General features: G+C 44.4%; 14 protein-coding genes. 8 read left to right on the forward strand and 6 right to left on the reverse strand.

Translation table 11 applies throughout. The annotated features are described in order from the left end of the window. Positions 1-147: 147 nt before the first annotated feature. A complete protein-coding gene (locus tag FZC79_RS14780) occupies positions 148-747 on the reverse strand; it encodes a hypothetical protein (RefSeq protein ID WP_187442804.1) in 600 nt (199 codons plus the stop codon). Positions 748-937: 190 nt separating this feature from the next. Here FZC79_RS14780 and FZC79_RS14785 point away from each other — a divergent pair, with 190 nt between their 5' ends. Continuing rightward, a complete protein-coding gene (locus FZC79_RS14785; protein ID WP_148947548.1) occupies positions 938-2,197 on the forward strand; it encodes a cytochrome P450 in 1,260 nt (419 codons plus the stop codon). A gap of 130 nt (positions 2,198-2,327) precedes the next feature. Here the strand turns inward: FZC79_RS14785 and FZC79_RS14790 are convergent, their stop codons facing one another. After that, complete coding sequence (locus FZC79_RS14790; protein ID WP_187442805.1) at positions 2,328-2,909, reverse strand: hypothetical protein; 582 nt, start codon at positions 2,907-2,909, stop codon at positions 2,328-2,330. A 748-nt stretch (positions 2,910-3,657) separates the two neighbouring features. Then, complete coding sequence (locus FZC79_RS14795; protein ID WP_148947550.1) at positions 3,658-4,224, reverse strand: TetR/AcrR family transcriptional regulator; 567 nt, start codon at positions 4,222-4,224, stop codon at positions 3,658-3,660. Between the two features lie 165 nt (positions 4,225-4,389). Here FZC79_RS14795 and FZC79_RS14800 point away from each other — a divergent pair, with 165 nt between their 5' ends. Together FZC79_RS14800 and FZC79_RS14805 are read left to right on the forward strand one after the other, a co-directional pair. Next, positions 4,390-6,447, forward strand: coding sequence for an efflux RND transporter permease subunit (locus FZC79_RS14800; RefSeq protein ID WP_187442810.1), 2,058 nt, complete (start codon positions 4,390-4,392; stop codon positions 6,445-6,447). A gap of 2 nt (positions 6,448-6,449) precedes the next feature. Next, entirely contained in the window at positions 6,450-8,240 is a 1,791-nt protein-coding gene (locus tag FZC79_RS14805) for a YhgE/Pip domain-containing protein (protein ID WP_252183344.1), read from the forward strand. 510 nt (positions 8,241-8,750) lie between these two features. Here the strand turns inward: FZC79_RS14805 and FZC79_RS14810 are convergent. Next, the gene (locus FZC79_RS14810) at positions 8,751-9,122 is read right to left on the reverse strand and encodes a VOC family protein (protein ID WP_148947553.1); all 372 of its coding nucleotides are present in this window, start codon (positions 9,120-9,122) and stop codon (positions 8,751-8,753) included. Between the two features lie 603 nt (positions 9,123-9,725). Between FZC79_RS14810 and FZC79_RS14815 the strand changes: the two genes are divergently transcribed. Beyond that, the gene (locus FZC79_RS14815) at positions 9,726-11,249 is read left to right on the forward strand and encodes an AbgT family transporter (RefSeq protein ID WP_148947554.1); all 1,524 of its coding nucleotides are present in this window, start codon (positions 9,726-9,728) and stop codon (positions 11,247-11,249) included. A 378-nt stretch (positions 11,250-11,627) separates the two neighbouring features. Here the strand turns inward: FZC79_RS14815 and FZC79_RS14820 are convergent, their stop codons facing one another. Further along, positions 11,628-12,575, reverse strand: a complete 948-nt coding sequence (locus FZC79_RS14820; protein WP_148947555.1) for an ABC transporter substrate-binding protein — start codon at positions 12,573-12,575, stop codon at positions 11,628-11,630. A 660-nt stretch (positions 12,576-13,235) separates the two neighbouring features. Here FZC79_RS14820 and FZC79_RS14825 point away from each other — a divergent pair. From FZC79_RS14825 to FZC79_RS14840, 4 genes are all read left to right on the forward strand, one after another. After that, complete coding sequence (locus FZC79_RS14825) at positions 13,236-14,291, forward strand: FecCD family ABC transporter permease (RefSeq protein WP_148947556.1); 1,056 nt, start codon at positions 13,236-13,238, stop codon at positions 14,289-14,291. Further along, positions 14,291-15,310: a FecCD family ABC transporter permease gene (locus tag FZC79_RS14830; RefSeq protein WP_148947557.1), complete on the forward strand. Its 1,020-nt coding sequence runs from the start codon at positions 14,291-14,293 to the stop codon at positions 15,308-15,310. The genes FZC79_RS14825 and FZC79_RS14830 overlap by 1 nt, the downstream gene beginning before the upstream one ends. A gap of 18 nt (positions 15,311-15,328) precedes the next feature. Continuing rightward, on the forward strand, positions 15,329-16,150 hold the full coding sequence (locus tag FZC79_RS14835; RefSeq protein ID WP_148947558.1) for an ABC transporter ATP-binding protein: 822 nt from the start codon (positions 15,329-15,331) through the stop codon (positions 16,148-16,150). 158 nt (positions 16,151-16,308) lie between these two features. Further along, complete coding sequence (locus FZC79_RS14840; RefSeq protein WP_148947559.1) at positions 16,309-17,040, forward strand: hypothetical protein; 732 nt, start codon at positions 16,309-16,311, stop codon at positions 17,038-17,040. 224 nt (positions 17,041-17,264) lie between these two features. On the opposite strand, the gene FZC79_RS14845 is transcribed toward FZC79_RS14840, so the two are convergent. After that, complete coding sequence (locus FZC79_RS14845; protein WP_148947560.1) at positions 17,265-18,245, reverse strand: ABC transporter substrate-binding protein; 981 nt, start codon at positions 18,243-18,245, stop codon at positions 17,265-17,267. Positions 18,246-18,444 lie beyond the last annotated feature (199 nt).

Genomic DNA, 18,444 nt, shown 5'->3' on the forward strand with positions numbered 1-18,444 from the left:
GTATTTTATACGTAAAAAGCTGAAGATCTGTTTATTGGGATCTTCAGCTTTTTTATTGAGCTAATAAAATTGGAAGGTGTCAGAGGCAAATTAGTATGGAGAGCCTGTTGGGTAATAACCTGAAAAAATTGAATGGAGGCAGAGTAGTTAAGCTCTTATGGAGGCTTTCAAATCCTTTATTTCACTTTCATGCTTAATAGAACGAGCTGAAAGTGTGTCAATCATGCTTTGCTGCTCATTGAGGGTTTCTTTAATTGATTCCGTTTTGGTGTCAATGTGCTTCTCGATTTGTTTAAAGTACGGCCCTAATCCATTGATGAGGTTGTCTTTTAATTGGTCTTGTCCAGCCTGCAATCGATCTTGTCCGGCTTGCAATCGATCTAGTCCCGATTGAAATTTATCTTGTCTGTCTTGCAGTTGATCTAGTCCCAATTGAAATTTATCTTGTCTTTCTTGCAGTTGGTCTAGTCCCGATTGAAATTTGTCTTGTCTTTCTTGCAGTTGGTCTAGTCCAGCTTGAAAATGGTCTTGTCTGGCTTGCAATTGCTCTAGTCCAGCTTGAAAATGTTCTTGTCTGACTTGCAGTTGGTCTTGTCGAGCTTGCAACCGGTCTTGTCCAACTTTTAATTCTTTTACGTCTTTGGTTAAACCGTCGAGTCGTCCTTCAATTGAAACAAAGCGCTGGTCTACTTGGTCAAAACGGTTATTCATTTGTTTCATGAACTGTTTCAATAATTCTTCCATCATTGTCTCCTCCTTTCCTTTTTTTATATTATATCACGGGGAAGTGGGCCTGTCCCTTGGTCCCAGGAGGGATTTTTTGTATTTTTATCGAGAGAGGGAAAGCTTAAATTGTAGTGCTTTTGCAAGTGTTTTTTTATCTCCAAAAAGTGGTATATAGGAAGAAAGTCTTTTTGTGTAAAAGGAGGAAGAGAAGATGGCAGGTCATAAGGCAATGCCGAAAGAGACGGGGCTGATGGAAAATGTCCGCCTGCTCAGGGAAGGGTATTTATACATAATGAATCGAAGTGAAAAGTTTGATTCTCCCGTTTTTGAAACGAATCTCTTGGGGGAAAAAGGTATTTGTTTGACAGGTAAGGAAGCCGCGGAACTTTTTTATGACAATGAACGCTTCAAGCGTGAGGGTGCAGCTCCGAAACTTGCGCAAAAAACCTTGTTCGGCGAAGGCGGGGTACAAGGCCTGGACGGAGAGGAGCATCGAAACCGGAAAGTGATGTTCATGTCGATGATGACGAAGGATTCACTTGAAGAGGTTCAAGCCCTCTTCCAGGAGAAGTGGGAGAGATACAGTATGAAATGGGAAGCGGAGGAAGAGATTGTCCTTTACGATGAAGTGAAAAAAATGCTGGCTGAATCTGCCTTTGAGTGGACGGGTGTTCCGCTTCAAGGAGAAGATTTGGAGAAGTGGACAGACGAGCTGAGCGACATGTTTGAAGGAGCGGCGAGTTTTAGCTTGAAGCATTTCGAGTCACGCCGGTCCCGTTCCAAAGCAGAAGAACGGATGGAGGCATTAGTTGAGAAGGTGCGTTCCGGAGGTGTTAATGCTGATGAACAGAGGGCGCTTTATCAGTTCTCATTCCATAAGGATACCAATGGAGAGTTATTGAGCCCGGCTGTTGTTGCGGTGGAACTCTTGAACTTGCTGCGTCCAATCACAGCAATCTCCGTCTACGCAGATTTCACTGCCCTGGCTGTCCATGATTATCCAGAGGAAGCGGCGAAAGTGAAAGGCGGAGGCAAGGATGAACAGCAGCGCTTCATTCAGGAAGTCAGGCGCTATTATCCATTTTTCCCGTTTGCTGCAGCCCGTGTGAAGAAGGACTTTGAATGGAAGGGGTTCGAGTTTAAAAAAGACACGCTTACTCTTCTTGATTTATATGGCACGAATCATCATCCTGATCTATGGGAGCAGCCTGATGAATTTAAACCTGATCGTTTTTTGACCTGGTCGGGCAGTCCATTTGATTTTATCCCGCAAGGCGGGGGAGAGTATAATATCGGCCACCGCTGTGCCGGAGAATGGCTGACACTTGATATCCTGAGGGTGACGGTCGATTACTTGGTGAACCATTTGGAGTATACCGTTCCGAAGCAGGATTTAACCTACAGCATGAACGATATTCCGAGCCTGCCTGAGAGCAAGATGAAGATTCGGGATGTGAGACGGCGGGACTAAGGGACAGGTTCCTTTTTCCACCATATAATTCCAGTTGGATTTTTTCGCTGTTTTTTTATATCAAAAAGACATGCCGCAGTGGCATGTCTTTTTGGTATGTCTCTCCTCGGGCGGGGTACCTCCGTCCCTATTATTGAAGATAGGCCCAAGAAGGCCTCATACCGATGTTGGCAGATGTCGTCACGCCAATCATGGTTTCGCCTTCATATTCATAATGCTCGACATTGGAAGCGACGACTACCTTTTCACCTCTTGCACCGTAGACTTCCTTAATTTCATCCGGCTGTAGTTCCGGATTGAACTGAACGACCATGAAATAGACGATATCGGCCTGGCGTTCGAGTGTTAAGGTAGACTTGCCTTTAGAATCCACTTCTATTAACTCTTCAACTACAGGTGTCTCGGCAGGTTGAACTTCATCGTTAAAAATCTCACGTAAGGAGGCTTCCTTAGGATACTCTCTCAGAATTACCTTTAAGAGTGCTCCTTCTTGTAGGCTAGTGTATGCCTTCAAGTTGATCTGAGACTCATCGTACTCAATATCTCCGTTAATGAAGATACTTAAACTTTCATTCTGAGCGGAAGTGTTCCCGGAAGCAGGTACACTTGATTGAGCGGTTCCAGGGCCAGCAGGCGCCTCATCCAGACTCATCTCTATACGGCAGCCGCTCAATAGCAGCAGAAGGGCCAGCATCAAACATACTCTGTACATAACCTGATTCAATCTCCCATCCATCTAAATTGAGGTTCCGATCATGTCTCGAACTCCATGCTATACCTTTTCTACTTAATGGGTGGAAAATCCTGCATGGGACAAGGAACCTGTCGAGATCTCTGAAAGAGTCCAAAATAACTTAAAAAGCAGACCCGTTTATTTCAAAGAATGATCCCGCCTTACTCGCTTCATATAATAAAAAAGTGATTTCCATTAAAGGTGCATGATTCGACTGGGCGGATGCCCGGAGGAGTGGGCTTTGAAGAAAACCTAGATTAAGGTATCCGGCGGTAATAATAGGGGGAGATTTTCCCGTTAACGGCAAATTCAAAGCCCATTTAGGAGTAAATAAAGGGAGTTTTTCCCCTTATACGAAGAAATAGCACCCGCTTTTCAGTGATTCTAGTCTAATAAGGGGAATTTCTCCCTCTATTTTAGCTGTTTTCACATGCTTTTTAGTAAATAAGGGGAATTTTTCCCTCTATAATACCAGCCAAAGTACGGATACTGGCGGAGAGGTAGTGCAGGTTACTGTCCTGAGCCATGAAATTAGGATACTTCCATCGACTCGATTAGAAAGTACCTTCCCAGGCCGCGCAGGGAAGTCTTCTCATAACCATTAGAAAAACCCCAAAGCTAATGAGATAAAGAGAGCATGGGATTCAACTATTCTTATGATTTAAGAAGTGTTTATTTATGAGAATTAGATTTTGTTTCAGGGTCCTCAACCCGTCCGTCTGTCCCGTTACCGCATATTCGACAACCCTTTATTAATAAAATTATTAAGGATTTCCGCCATCTCCTTCGGTGTTTTGTTCTGTCCGCTTTCCAGCCAGTTTTTTGTGACGTAGATGCTGCCGCTGACGATGAAGAGGTTGATGTATCCGTAGGTTTCTTCATCCATTTTCATGTCGGTGATCCAGTCGTTGAAGATATACTCCCGGGTGATCATCATGCCCTTTTTTTGAAAATGAATGTCTGTATTTTCGCCTAAAAGGGTCTGGCAGACTTCACTGTTTTCCGCAATGAATTCAAAGAATTTCTCTGTCATTTGCAGAGTGTCATCTTCTTTTGAAAAATTGTATTGAGTGAGAGTGCGGACCAGATTCTCTATAAACTCTTCTTCTATTGCGTTCAACAGTTCGTATTGACTTGCGAAATGAGCATAGTAGGTGGAGCGGTTGATGTCCGCTTTTTCACAGATTTCTTTGATGGTGATGCTGGAAATCGATTTCTCCTTCAGGAGGTCCATCAAGCTCTCTTTTAAAACCATCCTCGTGTATTGCTTTCTTCGATCCATTTTTGAACTCATTATCAGTAATCCTTTCCTTCACAATATATTCATAAAGTTAACCAACATATTTTAAAAATATGTTGTGTAATGTACATTCTATATACAACTGTTTGTTGAATAACCAACACTGTGTTTAATATAATGATATAGTGTAAATCGGAAAGTGACAAGAGAGGATGAAAAATCATTAATATAGCATCATGGATCATTAAACATAAAAAAGCTGTTTTGGCTGCTTTCGTCCTTATTACGGTACTCTCGACAGCCGCGCAGTTTTTTGTATCTGTCAATTACAATATGGTCGATTACTTACCGGAAGACGCCCAGTCGACTCGTGCCATGGAGATCATGGAAGAGGAATTTACGGGTGATGTGCCGGATACCCGGGTCATGGTCACCGATGTCACCATACAGGAAGCCCTGGATTATAAAAAAGAATTAGAGAACATAGACGGTATTTCAAGTGTGATGTGGCTCGATGATATGGTCGATTTAAAAATGCCGCTTGAAATTGCCGATGAAGAAACAGTAGAGAATTACTACAAAGACGGCAATGCCCTCTTTCAGATCAGTGTCGGAAGCGGGGATGAAGTAAAAGCCACCAATGCGGTATATGAACTGATCGGCGAAGAAGGTGCGATTGCCGGAGAAGCCATCAATACGGCAAGTTCACAGACAATGGCCGGTCAGGAATCGATGTATGCGGCAATGCTCTTAGTGCCAATCATCATCTTGATCCTGGTCGTCTCGACAACCTCATGGATAGAGCCGCTGTTTTTCCTGACAGCGATTGGGGTTTCTGTCCTGATCAACTTAGGAACGAACATTTTTATCGGAGAAGTGTCGTTCGTGACCCAGTCGGTTGCGCCAATTTTGCAGCTTGCCGTTTCGCTGGATTACGCCGTGTTCCTGCTTCATAGTTTTTCCGATTACAGAAAAACCACGAACAGTCCGGAAGAAGCGATGGAGCTCGCTATGAAGAAATCCTTCCCGGCAATCATGGCCAGTGCCGCGACGACTTTCTTTGGATTCATGGCACTGACATTCATGAAGTTCGAAATCGGGTCAGACCTTGGCTTGAATCTGGTAAAAGGAATCGTCCTGAGTTTCATCAGTGTCATGGTATTCCTGCCTGCGTTAACGCTCGTTTTTTACAAATGGATGGATAAAACGAAGCATAAGAACTTTGTGCCGAGCTTCAAGGGAATTGGCAATAAAGTGATGAAGCTGAAGTTTCCAAGCTTGATCCTGATCGCTGCGATCATTGTTCCCGCGTTCCTCGCACAGACGAACACATCGTTTATCTATGGAACTGGAACACAGCCTGAAGATACACGTGTCGGTGGTGACGCGGTACTCGTCAATGAAGCCTTTGGTGAAACCACCTCGATTGTGCTGCTGGTTCCTAGAGGAGATGCGGTGAAAGAGACGGAGCTTGTGGGTGACATCGAAGAAATGGATTACGTCACAGGCGTCATGGCGTATGTGAATCAGGTTGGTGCCGAAATACCGCCTGAATATCTGGACGAATCGATTACAAAGGAATTTTATTCTGAAAATTACAGCCGGATCATCATCAACACGAACCAGGGAACAGAAGGAGACATTCCTTTTAGTATCGTTGAAAATGTAGAAGAAGCAGCCCAGAACTATTATGGAGATGACGCGCTCGCTTTGGGTGAAAGTGTGACTCTTTATGATATTAAAAATACGGTTAATAAAGATAATGTTGTCGTCAATGTACTGACCGTTGTGACGATTGCGCTTGTCCTGCTGTTCAGCTTCAAATCGATTTCAATTCCGATTGTGCTGCTGATCACGATTCAGACAGCGGTCTGGATCAACTTATCGATCCCTTATTTTACAAATACCTCACTGGTGTTTGTTGGATACTTGATCGTCAGTACGGTCCAGCTGGCCGCGACGGTGGATTACGCGATTCTGTTCACAGAAGAATATAATCATAACCGGAAAAAGATGTCGGCGAAGGAAGCGATTGTGAAGACTCTGGATGAAAAGACGTTCTCCATTTCAATTTCGGCGGCGATTTTATCCAGTGTCGGATTCATCCTGTGGATCACGTCATCCAACCCAATAGTCGGCTCAATCGGCCTGCTGATGGGAAGAGGAGCGCTGCTGGCCTTTGTCATGGTATTATTCGCCCTGCCGGCCATGCTCGTCGTATTCGATAAAGCTATAAAGAAAACAACCTATAAATCAAACTATTATGAGGAGAAATGATGATGAGAAAAAAACAAGTACGTTACACGGCTCTCGCTGCAATGGTCTTCTTGCCTTCATTTCTTAGCCAGCCTGCTCTGGCGGCGACGGAAGGCAATGTCACTTCAAAAGATGAAGTGATCTATGCCACGTTGAACGCAAGCGGAAACCTGGATAACATCTATGTCGTAAACACGCTGGAGGTTGAAAAAGCTGGGGAAATCCTTGATTACGGGAAGTACAGCAGCGTCAAAAACCTCACTGATTTAGCGGAAATCAATCAGGATGGGCAGAAGATTGAAATGGAAGCCCCTGAAGGAAAGTTTTATTATCAAGGAAACATGGATAAGGAAACAGAACTTCCTTGGAATGTGAATGTTTCATATCTGCTTGATGGAAAAGAAGTGAAGGCGGACGAACTCGCCGGAAAACACGGCCACCTGGAAATCTCGGTTGAAATAACGGAGAACGAAGAGGGAGATGCCGCTTTTTACGAAAACTATCTTCTTCAGGTATCCTTAGCAATGCCAAACACTTACCGTGACATTGAAGCACCGGACGGAATGGTGGCCAATGCCGGGAAGAACAAGCAGATCACCTTTACGGTTATGCCAGGCGAAGAGGAAACCCTCAGCGTAGAAGCAAATGTAGAGGACTTCGAGTTTAACGGAGTGGAAATTGCCGCGGTTCCATCGACACTTCCCATTGATGCTTCAGGAACCGGAAGCATGACAGAAGACATGTCAGAGCTGTCCAGCGCCATCAAGGAATTAAATGATGGGGTAGCTGAACTGGAAACAGGAGTGGCTGAGTTACACAATGGATCAGCCGGCCTTCAGGATGGGTCGGCACAATATAAAAATGGGATGAGCGAACTGAACGGATCTTCCGCGGGCCTTGTGAATGGATCGGCTTCGATCCGTGATGCATTGGCGGGAATTAACCAATCGCTGTCTGGACAGTCCGCCGATATGGACCTTTCAAGTCTGAGTGAACTGCCTGCGGGACTTAAGGGATTAGCGGGAGGCCTGACAGAGGTTTCTGCCGGCCTTAATGCTTTGCAGGAAAACTACGCGGGAGCTTATGCCGCATTGGCTGGCGCTATCAATGAGATTCCAGCAGGACAGGTTTCAGAGGATCAAATCGCGGAGCTTTATGACAGCGGAGCGGATCCAGCGGTAGTGGACCAGCTGGCAGCCTCTTATGCCGCTGCACAAAAGGTGAAAGCTACGTATGGACAGGTGCAGGAAGCTTTTGCAGCGGTTGAGCCGGCACTGACAGAGCTCAGCGGCTCGGTGAGTACAATCAGCGGACAGCTGACAAAAACAGCGGACAGTATCTCTGCTTCTCTCAAAGAGACTGACATGAGCGGTTTGGCCGAGCTGCAAAAAGGGATCGCCTCGCTGTCTGCCGAGTACGGTGAGTTCCATTCCGGCTTAGCCGGTTATACAAATGGAGTTGGAAACCTGGCTTCTTCTTACAGCGAGCTCCATTCCGGCATTGTTGACCTGACAGGCGGCACAAATGAACTGAAAAATGGTGTCGGTGACCTTCACGACGGCACTGCCCAGCTATTCAAAGAAACAAAAGACCTGCCGGCACAAATGCAGGAAGAAATCGATAAAATGATCTCAGAATACGACAAATCAGACTTCGAACCAGTATCCTTCGTCTCTTCCGAAAATGAAAATGTTACATCCGTCCAGTTCGTCATCAAGACGGAAAGCATTGAAATAGAAGAACAAGAAGAGAAAAAAGCAGAACCTGAGAAAGAGAAGGGATTCTGGGAGCTGTTCATGGATTTGTTTAAGTAAGAGCGGGATGGAGGGAAAGGTTCCTTGTCCCGGTTCGCCTTAATATATAAATGATAGCAGAAGACCCTGTTCCGTTTTGGAACCGGGTCTTCTTTTATTGCAATTTCAGGGCAGTTCAGCCTGCGTTACATGTAAGGGTAGAAGCAGCCAGAAACCCAGCCGCGGCTGGGGGGACAAACCAAAGTTAGTCTTTTTGAATGGTGCTTCGAAAAGGGAAGTGGCTGATAGAAGTGGCAAAGTGGTCGATAGAATGGGAAAAGTGGCTGATAGAAGTACGAAAGTGGTTGAAAGAATCGCAAAACCGGTCGATAGAAATACCCCCGAAGTAACTGCACCTCATAATTAACGCAGGAAGCAGCCAGAAACCCAGCCGCGGCTGGGGGGTCAAACCAAAGTTAGTCCTTTTTCAGTTGTTGACAGGACTAGACATGTCCTCAAACAGTAGCCCTTGGAGTAGAGGAGTTCAAGGAATGACCCGCCCTTTTTGATTGCAGAACGCCAACTTGATTTCTATTCATGAATTGCCAATACAGCCCCAGCAGGATCTTGAATGACGCAAAGAAACATTTGCCCCAGCATTTTGGGACCATCTATAATTTTTCCGCCATTTTCAACACATCGCTCAGCACTTTCTTTTACACTCTCTACTTTTACATACATGAGCCATTGAGGCGGCAGGGAGGAGTTTATTCCTTTTGCATGGCATATGCCTGTTACTGTCTCACCTGATGGCGTATGCATATTGTAATCATGGTACTCGCCCATTGGATGCGGGCTTGATTTCCATCCGATAACTTCAGAGTAAAAATCTTTAATGTGGTCTGCATTTTCAACCGTTAAATCGCGCCATTGAATTTGTCCTATATCGTTTTTATTACTCACCTTTTTTTCCTCCTTCAATTATTTCTTATACTATTTGTTATTCTCTTTAAAATTTGATTTTCCTGCCAGAACGGGACTGGACTACTTAACTTGTTGGCAGGCAAGCTGGTTGCTCCGGGGAAGGGGTGAAAGGGTAAGGTGGCTCTTGTTGGGAAGTGGTCGATAGAATGGGCAAAGTTGTTGATAGAAGTACGAAAGTGGTTGATAGAACCGCAAAACCGGTTGGTAGAAATAACCCCGAAGTAACTGCACCTCATAGATATCGCAGGAAACAGCCAGAATCCCAGCCGGGGCTGGGGGACAAACTAAGATTAGTCTTTTTGAATGGTGCCTCGTATTAGGAAGTGGTTGATAGAACCGCAAAACCGGTTGATAGACACAAAACTCCGCACTAGACTGCTCAGCCTAAACAGCCATCCAGCCTTTTAGCCCCAGGAAAAAAGCATCCTTTAATTCCATAAGATGCCTATCAGAAAAATTCTCCTATTATGAATACTTTCAGAAGTATTCCTTTCTTGGGTTCTCTTGACTATAATGTGAGTATTGTTTTTTTAGCAATTGTTAGAATTTTTAATAATAAATGAAAAAAGGAGGAAGAAAAAGATGGAACAAACGAAGAAAAATGGTTTTGTTATGCGTATGTTGAATGTCATCGAACGTGTCGGAAATAAACTTCCTGACCCGGTCACTTTGTTCTTTATCTTTTCTTTATTAGTTGTCGTTTTGTCTGCTCTTTTTTCTTCTATGGGTTTGCAAGTTGAAGACCCGCTGAATGAAGGAGAAATGATCGCAGTCAAGAACCTGCTGAGCTCCGAAGGGATTCTGTATCTCTTTGAGAGTGCTGTAACAAACTTCACGAGCTTTGCGCCGCTTGGTACTGTCCTGGTGACCATGCTTGGTATCGGAATTGCCGAGCGCTCAGGGTTAATCAGCGCCGCTCTTCGCGGATTGGTTACATCCGTACCGCGTGTGCTCATGACAGCTGCGCTGGTATTCGGCGGGGTCATGTCAAGTATGGCTGCAGATGCGGGTTATGTCGTACTGACACCACTTGGCGCAGTCTTGTTCGCAGGCCTTGGACGCCATCCGCTTGCAGGTCTTGCTGCAGCATTCGCCGGGGTTTCAGGAGGATTCAGTGCGAATCTTTTGCTGACATCACTTGATCCGCTTCTTGGCGGTTTGACGCAGGATGCTGCTGCTATCATTAATCCGGATTACGCTGCAGGCATCAACTATGCGATGAACTACTACTTCATGATTGTATCGGTGTTCTTGATCACGATTTTAGGAACATTGGTAACGGACTTCATCGTTGAACCGCGCCTTGGAAAATATAAAGGCGATGTGAAAGAGGAAGTCGATTATCTGAAACCGGAAGAGAAAAAAGGGTTGTGGGCTGCTCTTGCCGCTTTCCTTCTAACGGTTATTGCCATTGCATTGCTTGTTATCCCATCTTGGGGACCACTGCGCGGCGGGGAAGAGAACATCATTGATGCACCATTCTTCCATACGCTTGTCCCTATCATTTTGATCACGTTCTTTATACCTGGTCTGGTGTACGGCCGAATCACAAAATCTATTCAAAATGACAAAGACGTAGCAAGACAGCTCTCTGAAACAATGGCTACCATGGGTGCCTACATTGTACTAGCCTTCGTGGCGGCACAATTCGTTTCATACTTCAGTGAGTCCAACCTTGGAACCGTACTCGCTGTAAAAGGGGCAGAATTCATTGATGCCACAGGCTTCAAGGGAATTCCGCTGATCCTGACATTCATCGTTGTGTCCGGCTTTATCAACCTGTTTATCGGAAGTGCTTCCGCGAAATGGGCGATCATGGCACCGGTCTTCATCCCGATGATGATGCTTTCAGGCTACTCACCGGAATTCACACAGCTTGTATACAGAATCGCAGACTCAACAACAAACGTCATCTCACCATTGATGCCATACTTCGCAATCGTTATCGCCTTTGCGCAAAAGTATGACAAGAAGGTCGGAATCGGAACGCTGATCGCAACCATGCTTCCATACTCCATCGCCTTCACCATCGGCTGGGTGATCCTGCTGATCATCTGGATGCTCACTGGGCTTCCGATCGGTCCTGGATCTTCGATTACGTATTAATCGGCTGGCGCAGAGGCTCTTATATACTAAAGCAGAGAGACCTGATTCCTTTTTGGAATTGGGTCTCTTTGTGTATTCCTCACCAGTGTTTATTTGTTGAAAACTCAGCTGGGGCTGGGGACAAACCAACGTTTGTCTTTTAGGATGTACCCGAAACATGAATTCATTGATAGAAGGGGAAATGTCGTGGATAGGATACTAGAACTGGTTGATAGAAGGGGAAAAGTCGTTGTTAGAAATACAAAAGACGTGACAGAACGCCTTCAGCTTCTGCCACGGACTTTGTGAAGCAGAAGCTGAGATGCATTCTGATGTCATGAGAAATTCAGGAGGATTTTAATTTACTTCTAAGAAAGAATCAGTAACTTAATCGAAGAGCTATTGGGATAGATAGTTTCTTACATCTTCAATAATTATCTGCTTACCTAATGGGCCGCTGCTTTGGCCGATCAACTCGCTGTTGACCAACACATTTCCTTGCGCAACTGCAGGTAGTGTATTCCATATTGTTGTTTCTTCCATTTCTATTAGTGCTTCTGGCTCGTAATCATTTATAACAAAAAAATGGTCTGCTTCAAAAGTTGTGAGCCCCTCCAATGATATTTGATGAAAACGTTCTTTAGGAAGCTGTGGAGCAGGTGATAATCCTAGCAATTCATGAAGAAGGATTGCTAAATCGTGATCTTCTCCGCTTCCATATCCATATGTAAGGAATTGATTGTCTTTTTGTACTCGTAGCAACATAAAGTTTTCTTGAGAAAATTTCAAGTCAGCTATCTCTTTGACTTCTGTTGATTTGGTTTGAATGTCCTGAATCACATCGATCGCCTTATCTTCTTCTGCGTAAATCTCTGCCACTGTCTTAAATGCTGTTTTCCAATCAGAGGAATCAATTACGATAGTTGGAGCGATTTTATTTAATTGCTCATATTGCGCTTCAAAATAGTGAGGGATGACAATGTATTCAGGGTCAGTACTCAATAGCTGTTCTAAGTTGAACCCTTCAGAGAACTCAATAACAGAGGCACCTTTTGTCCGCTCATCAATGTATGGAAGAACTCCTACACCTGAATAGCTGGATACCATTGAAGGTTTGATGTCCAGGGCGAGAAGTTCATCTTCAAAGCCTAATACCGCTGCATTTTGCGGCTTCCCGCTTATCTCAGTTTGTCCTTTCATATGGCTGATGGTCCTTGGATATTCATTTGGTTCTGAATTATCTTGAATATCCGTCTGTGTTTGATTTTCTGAAGAACACCCAGTAAGAATTAATAAGAAAAATCCCATAATACCTAGAATGCGAAAAATAGTTTTTGTGTTTTTCATAGACAATTTGAATCCTCCTAACTTAGTTGATAATGATAACTATTATCAACTATATATTTAAAGTATTGTTTGGTCTAGTCAAAATCTTCTTCTTTGAAGGAAGATTCCTCATCAGATTATTATTGCTTGATATAAGACTTACGATAAAGTAAGCTATTTAGCATTTGTCTCAGCCATACAAAATTAATATATCTGGATATGTAAACGACCTGATTCTAGTCTGGGCTCGGGTCTTTTACGTGTGAACCCTTAGACTGCCTTTACTGGAGATCAACCCAGCCTGAGCTGGGGCTAACTCAAAGGTAATCCTTATGAAGGGTGCTTAATAATGGGGAGTAGCTGAAAAAACATCAAAACGGTTCATAGAGCGTCGAGGAAAAAGGAGGGCTTCTTTGTACTGATAGTTTTGCAAGGAAAAACGCAAAGCATGTTTGAATCTATTTAGGCTGTTTTCATTTGAGCGGGACCATTCCCATAAGAGAAAAAAGGGCAGGAGGACAGATTAAAGTTTTATAAAGGAGTATATGAGGTTCTTCTTTCGCATGGCCCAAATCTTATGTTGACTAGTAAGCAGGTCTATTTTATCATAGTTATTGAAAATGATTATCAGTATCATGCTCTCAAGTGTTAAATTGAAATGCTTAAAGGATTGATTACATAATGACAAATGTTTTGAAAGATGGGTCTGCCGCGGCAGGAGCTTCAGAAGAGAAGGTACATTCCAGGCCGGTTGCGGCTATGGCTGTATTGTTATTGGGAATCACTTTATTGATGATTTCGTTAGGAGCCTCCATCTCATTGGGGGCAGCAGACATTGACTTCCTAACGGCTTGGGAAGGAGTCTTTGCTTATGACGCCACGATTACCAATCATCAGATCATTCAGGAGCTCAGGCTTCCCCGTTCCTTGGCAGCCGCTTTGGTAGGGGCGTTTCTTGCTGTATCAGGTTCAATTATGCAAGGTATGACTCGTAATCCTCTCGCTTCTCCTTCCATCATGGGTATAAGTGCCGGGTCGGCGTTTATGATTGCCATTGCTTTCGCCTTTTTTCCTGGAACATCCTATCTTGGGCTGATCATCTTTTCTTTTGCGGGGGCTGCGATTTCTGCTTCTGTTGTGTTCGGGGTCGGAGCTTTTTCAAAAGGAGGACTCACGCCGGTGAAGCTGGCACTGGCAGGAACAGCGGTGGGAGCCCTGCTTGGTTCTTTATCCTCAGCAATTGCCATTCATTACAACGTGGCCCAGGATATGAGTTTCTGGTACGCCGGCGGGGTGGCAGGGACCAAATGGATCAGCATCCATATTTTGATTCCCATTGCCGTGGTTGGTATGATTGCGGCGATGATCATTTCTCGTTCCATTACTGTATTGAGTCTTGGTGATGATGTTGCGAAAGGCCTTGGACAGAAGACTTTGGCAGTTAAAGTAGCTGGAACGATTATTGTTCTTGTTTTGACGGGTGCTGCTGTATCAGTGGCAGGAACAGTTGGATTTATAGGGCTCGTAATACCGCATATCACAAGATTCTTGGTCGGACTGGATTATCGGTGGATTATCCCATGCTCTGCTATCCTAGGTGCCCTGCTGCTCGTTTTGGCGGATATCGGAGCCCGCATGGTGAATCCTCCTTTTGAAACTCCTGTAGGCGCCATTACAGCGGCAGTGGGAGTTCCCTTCTTTCTGTATCTCGCCCGTAACGAAAGGAGAGGACTATAATGCAGCCCATTAAAAATACGAACACTAAGTCTTTATACGCGGTTGGTGTATTGGCCGCATTAATTATTATCACCTTTTTCATAAGCCTTAACTTGGGAACTATAAAAATAGCTCCTATTAATGTTTTAAAAACCCTTTTTGGTGCTGGAACCGAGAACGAACAATTGGTTCTGTTTGATTTCAGGCTTCCACGGATGGTGATCGCTTTATTAATTGGAGCCGGGCTTGCCGTTTCCGGAGCCATTCTCCAAGGGGTCTCGCAGAATGGGCTGGCAGATCCGGGAATCCTCGGAATTAATGCGGGAGCTGGATTTGCTGTAGTGCTATTCATCTATTTATTCCAGGGATCAGCAGCTTCTCTGGGAACGATTTCTATTTTTCTAATGCCTATGGCTGCGCTGGCAGGAGGAGTTCTGGCAGCATTTCTCATCTATATTATCGCTTGGAAGAAAGGTGTCACCCCTGTGCGCCTCATTTTGGTAGGAATTGGAATCAATGCTGCTTTTGGTGCAGCATTGATTATCTTCCAGCTGCGGATGGCTCCCCAGGATTTTATGAAGGCGACCATCTGGTTGACAGGGAGCATTTGGGGAACCAACTGGAAATTCGTCTTAGCCATTCTTCCATGGATTATCCTGCTCATCCCTTATACCATATACAAGTCGCGTTACCTTAACATATTAACCCTCGGCGATCAGATGGCCACAGGGTTAGGAGCAGCAGTGGAAAAGGAACGGCGTATCCTGCTTCTTCTCGCCGTGTCGCTCGCCGGGTCTTGCGTAGCTGTCGGAGGAGGCATTTCTTTTCTGGGTTTGGTTGCCCCTCACTTGGCCAGGCAAATTGTTGGCCCGAAACACCAGGTGCTCCTTCCCGTATCTGCTCTGATGGGAGCGCTGCTTCTTCTTATTTCAGATACCATAGGGCGCAATATTTTAGCTCCCTCGGAAATTCCCGTTGGAATTATCGTCTCATTACTTGGCGCACCATATTTCATCTATTTATTAATGAAAGCAAAATAGTGAAAGGAGAAATGTCCTGTGGTTAAATTATCTGCAGATAATCTTGGCATTGCTTATGGAGAACTGGATATTGTAAAAGGTCTGAATCTTGATATTCCAGAAGGGCAGATTACGACCATTATTGGCCCGAATGGCTGCGGAAAGTCGACCATTTTAAAAACATTGGCCCGGATCCTGCGGGCAAAGAGAGGGGCTGTCTTTCTCGACGGAAAAGAAATCCACTCAGCCTCTACTAAAGAAATCGCGAAGAAAATGGCGATTCTTCCTCAAACTCCTGAAGCGCCGAGCGGACTGACCGTATTCGAACTTGTATCGTATGGAAGATTTCCTCATCAGAACGGATTTGGCCGTTTATCGCAGCAAGATAAAGAGCTTGTTCAATGGGCTATAGATGTTACAGGATTGTCCCAATTCCATAGCAGACCGATTGACGCCTTATCAGGAGGGCAGCGCCAGCGGGTCTGGATTGCGATGGCTCTGTGCCAGGAAACCGACTTACTGCTGCTCGATGAACCCACTACATATCTGGATTTAGCTCATCAGCTGGAAGTGTTAAAGCTGCTGGAGAAATTAAACCTTGAGCAAAACCGGACAATTGTGATGGTCATTCATGACTTGAATCACGCAGCTCGCTTTGCCCATCATATGGTTGCCATAAACAAAGGGATGATTGTTAGAGAAGGAACCCCCTATGACGTCATGACGCCAAGCGTGCTGAACGAAGTGTTTGCAATAGATGCAGAAGTTGTCCCTGATCCCCGGACAGGAAGGCCAGTCTGTATTACTTATGATTTACTGGAAGAGGCAGCGAGGGCAGACAAAAAGGAAATAGGAGTGTAACATCATGAAAAAGAGCCGGCTGTTTAAAAATGGGTGATAATGAAGAGTTTTATTGTTTTGCAAAGCATTGAGAAAAATTCCCTGTTTTCAGGTGTTTACATTGATAGTGATAACCATCGTATTAGCATGAGTATTCGGACAGGCAGGAGTGGACACAGATGATATCGAAAGAGCTATGTACATATACAGAGGAAAGATATTTTGTATCCTTTGATGAGACCACAGGAGCATTTCCGGTAGACGAATTGATTGGAAATCCAGTTCGATTAAAAAAAATGCTCGACACTCAAACGAGTCAAATGGATAATTGTAAGCCGGTTATTACGGGAACTATATTTGGTAAAAGATATTCAGTCCTTGCAATGGCTTTCATAGATTTATATATATCTAGAGGGATCCTCCTTGATCTTGCACCAAAAAATGTAAGGATTGTTCTCCGTGAAAATGGGGGGATGAGGTATGAAGTAACGCCTGATGCCCTGTACGATGCACAGCAGCTTTCCTTGGAGCAGCAGCGGACCATCGCAGCATCTTTCATTCAGGAACACCTTCTGCCATTATTTGGGGCAATAGCGAAAGAAACAGGAAGTCAGGAAAGCCACATGCATTCCTTAGTCACTCATAATTTCTTTCAAGTATCAATGAAGATTGAAGATGCTGTTCCTGAAAAGAAAGAATTACTTAAAGAAACCTTAGATTTCCTTCTATCAATCTATGAAGTGAGGAAAAAAAGCGGAGAACTCTACGAGCATGTATATCGTCTTTACTCCGATCCAAGCGGAGAAAAGTCGTATGTAAGAAATCATTGCTGCCTTTCTTATTTACTTCATAAGGGAAACAAAGAAAAATGCTGCGGCACATGTCCTTTAATAGAGGACAGCAGCCGCTAAAAATAGGTAGTAAGCTCTTAGTAAAATGTGAAAAAGGTTGGCTCCAATGGGAATCAACCTTTTCAGTGATGGATATTCAGGCTGGGAAGGACGGTGAGGGAACAGCTTCACCCAGCGTAGTCGCCTGGGTGTTAAGTACCTTGCCCGATCCGCCAAGGAGGGTAAAAAGAAACGCTTCTTGGCGGAATGGCTTAACTGCGGGAACTGGTCCACACCTACTGACTTTATTCCTGTTCGATATAACCTTGAACTTCTTCAACCATCTGGTTGCGTCCAATTACGCCCCAGCTCTTATAAATCCAAAAATCTGTTTCTTCTACACGATCATTCTTCACGGCCTCAAGGTTAGACCATAATGGACTCTCCTCCATGGAAGACAGATTATCAGGGCCTCCGGAAGAATCGACTTGCAGAAACACATAATCTGCTTTCATTTCAGGAATTACTTCCAGAGACAAATCTTTCCGCTCCTCTGGATCAGTTAAATCGGATGGTTCGAACCCTAAGTCATTATAAAGCAATGTGTTCATAGGGTGGCCTGATTGTGCATAAAGCTGAATGGCATCTTTTCGGATGCGGAGGAAAGCAAGTTTCTTGTCCTCAAGACTGGAGATTTTTTCTTTAGCAGCGTCAACGTCTGCATTCAATTCGTCGATTTTTTCTTGGGCCAAATCTGTTTTTCCATAGATTTCAGCAATCTTCATGAAATCCTGCTGCCAGTAATCAGGGGAATTTCGTTCTTCCTCGTCTTCAGTCCCCAGAACGATGGTAGGAGCAATTTTCTCTAGCTCATCATAGATTTCAGAAGCAAGGTAATCATCAATTAGTATCAAGTCGGGGTCAAGGGAAAGGACCTTCTCCAAATCGATGGAAGACTGATTGCCGACAATTTCCGCTCCTTCTAGCTGCTCAGCCAGATAAGGGATATATCCGCCGCCATATTGTTCTTCACCTGTAACACCGTAAGGCTTCTCATCTAAAGCCAGAATATGGTCAGAAAAGGAAGGGCGCAGGGAAAGGACCCTGTCAAGATTTTCAGGAATTTCGGTTTCGCCCCTCATATGTTGAACGACTCTCTTGTCCTCTTGGGTTTCCTCGTTACCACCTTGGCCGGAATCTTCCTTTGTGTCGTTGGTGTTTCCGCATGCACCTAAAATTAAAATGGCAGATAAGCATGCTGCTAAGACTATTAGTAATTTCTTCACGATGTTTCCTCCTTGTAGTATGTAAGGTATCTATTCTTCAATGACAATGATAATCAATATCAATTGAAAAGACAAGCTTTTTAGCAAATGTTTTTCAGAGACAGGATGGTTCAGGGGCAAAGTTTCAATCAAAGTCTTTTCGCAGCCGTACGTTAAAGTGTAAGTTACGTTATTAGATCATTGTATTGACACTCATGAA

The organism is Rossellomorea vietnamensis, from assembly GCF_008180615.1.
GTDB lineage: Bacteria > Bacillota > Bacilli > Bacillales > Bacillaceae_B > Rossellomorea > Rossellomorea vietnamensis_D.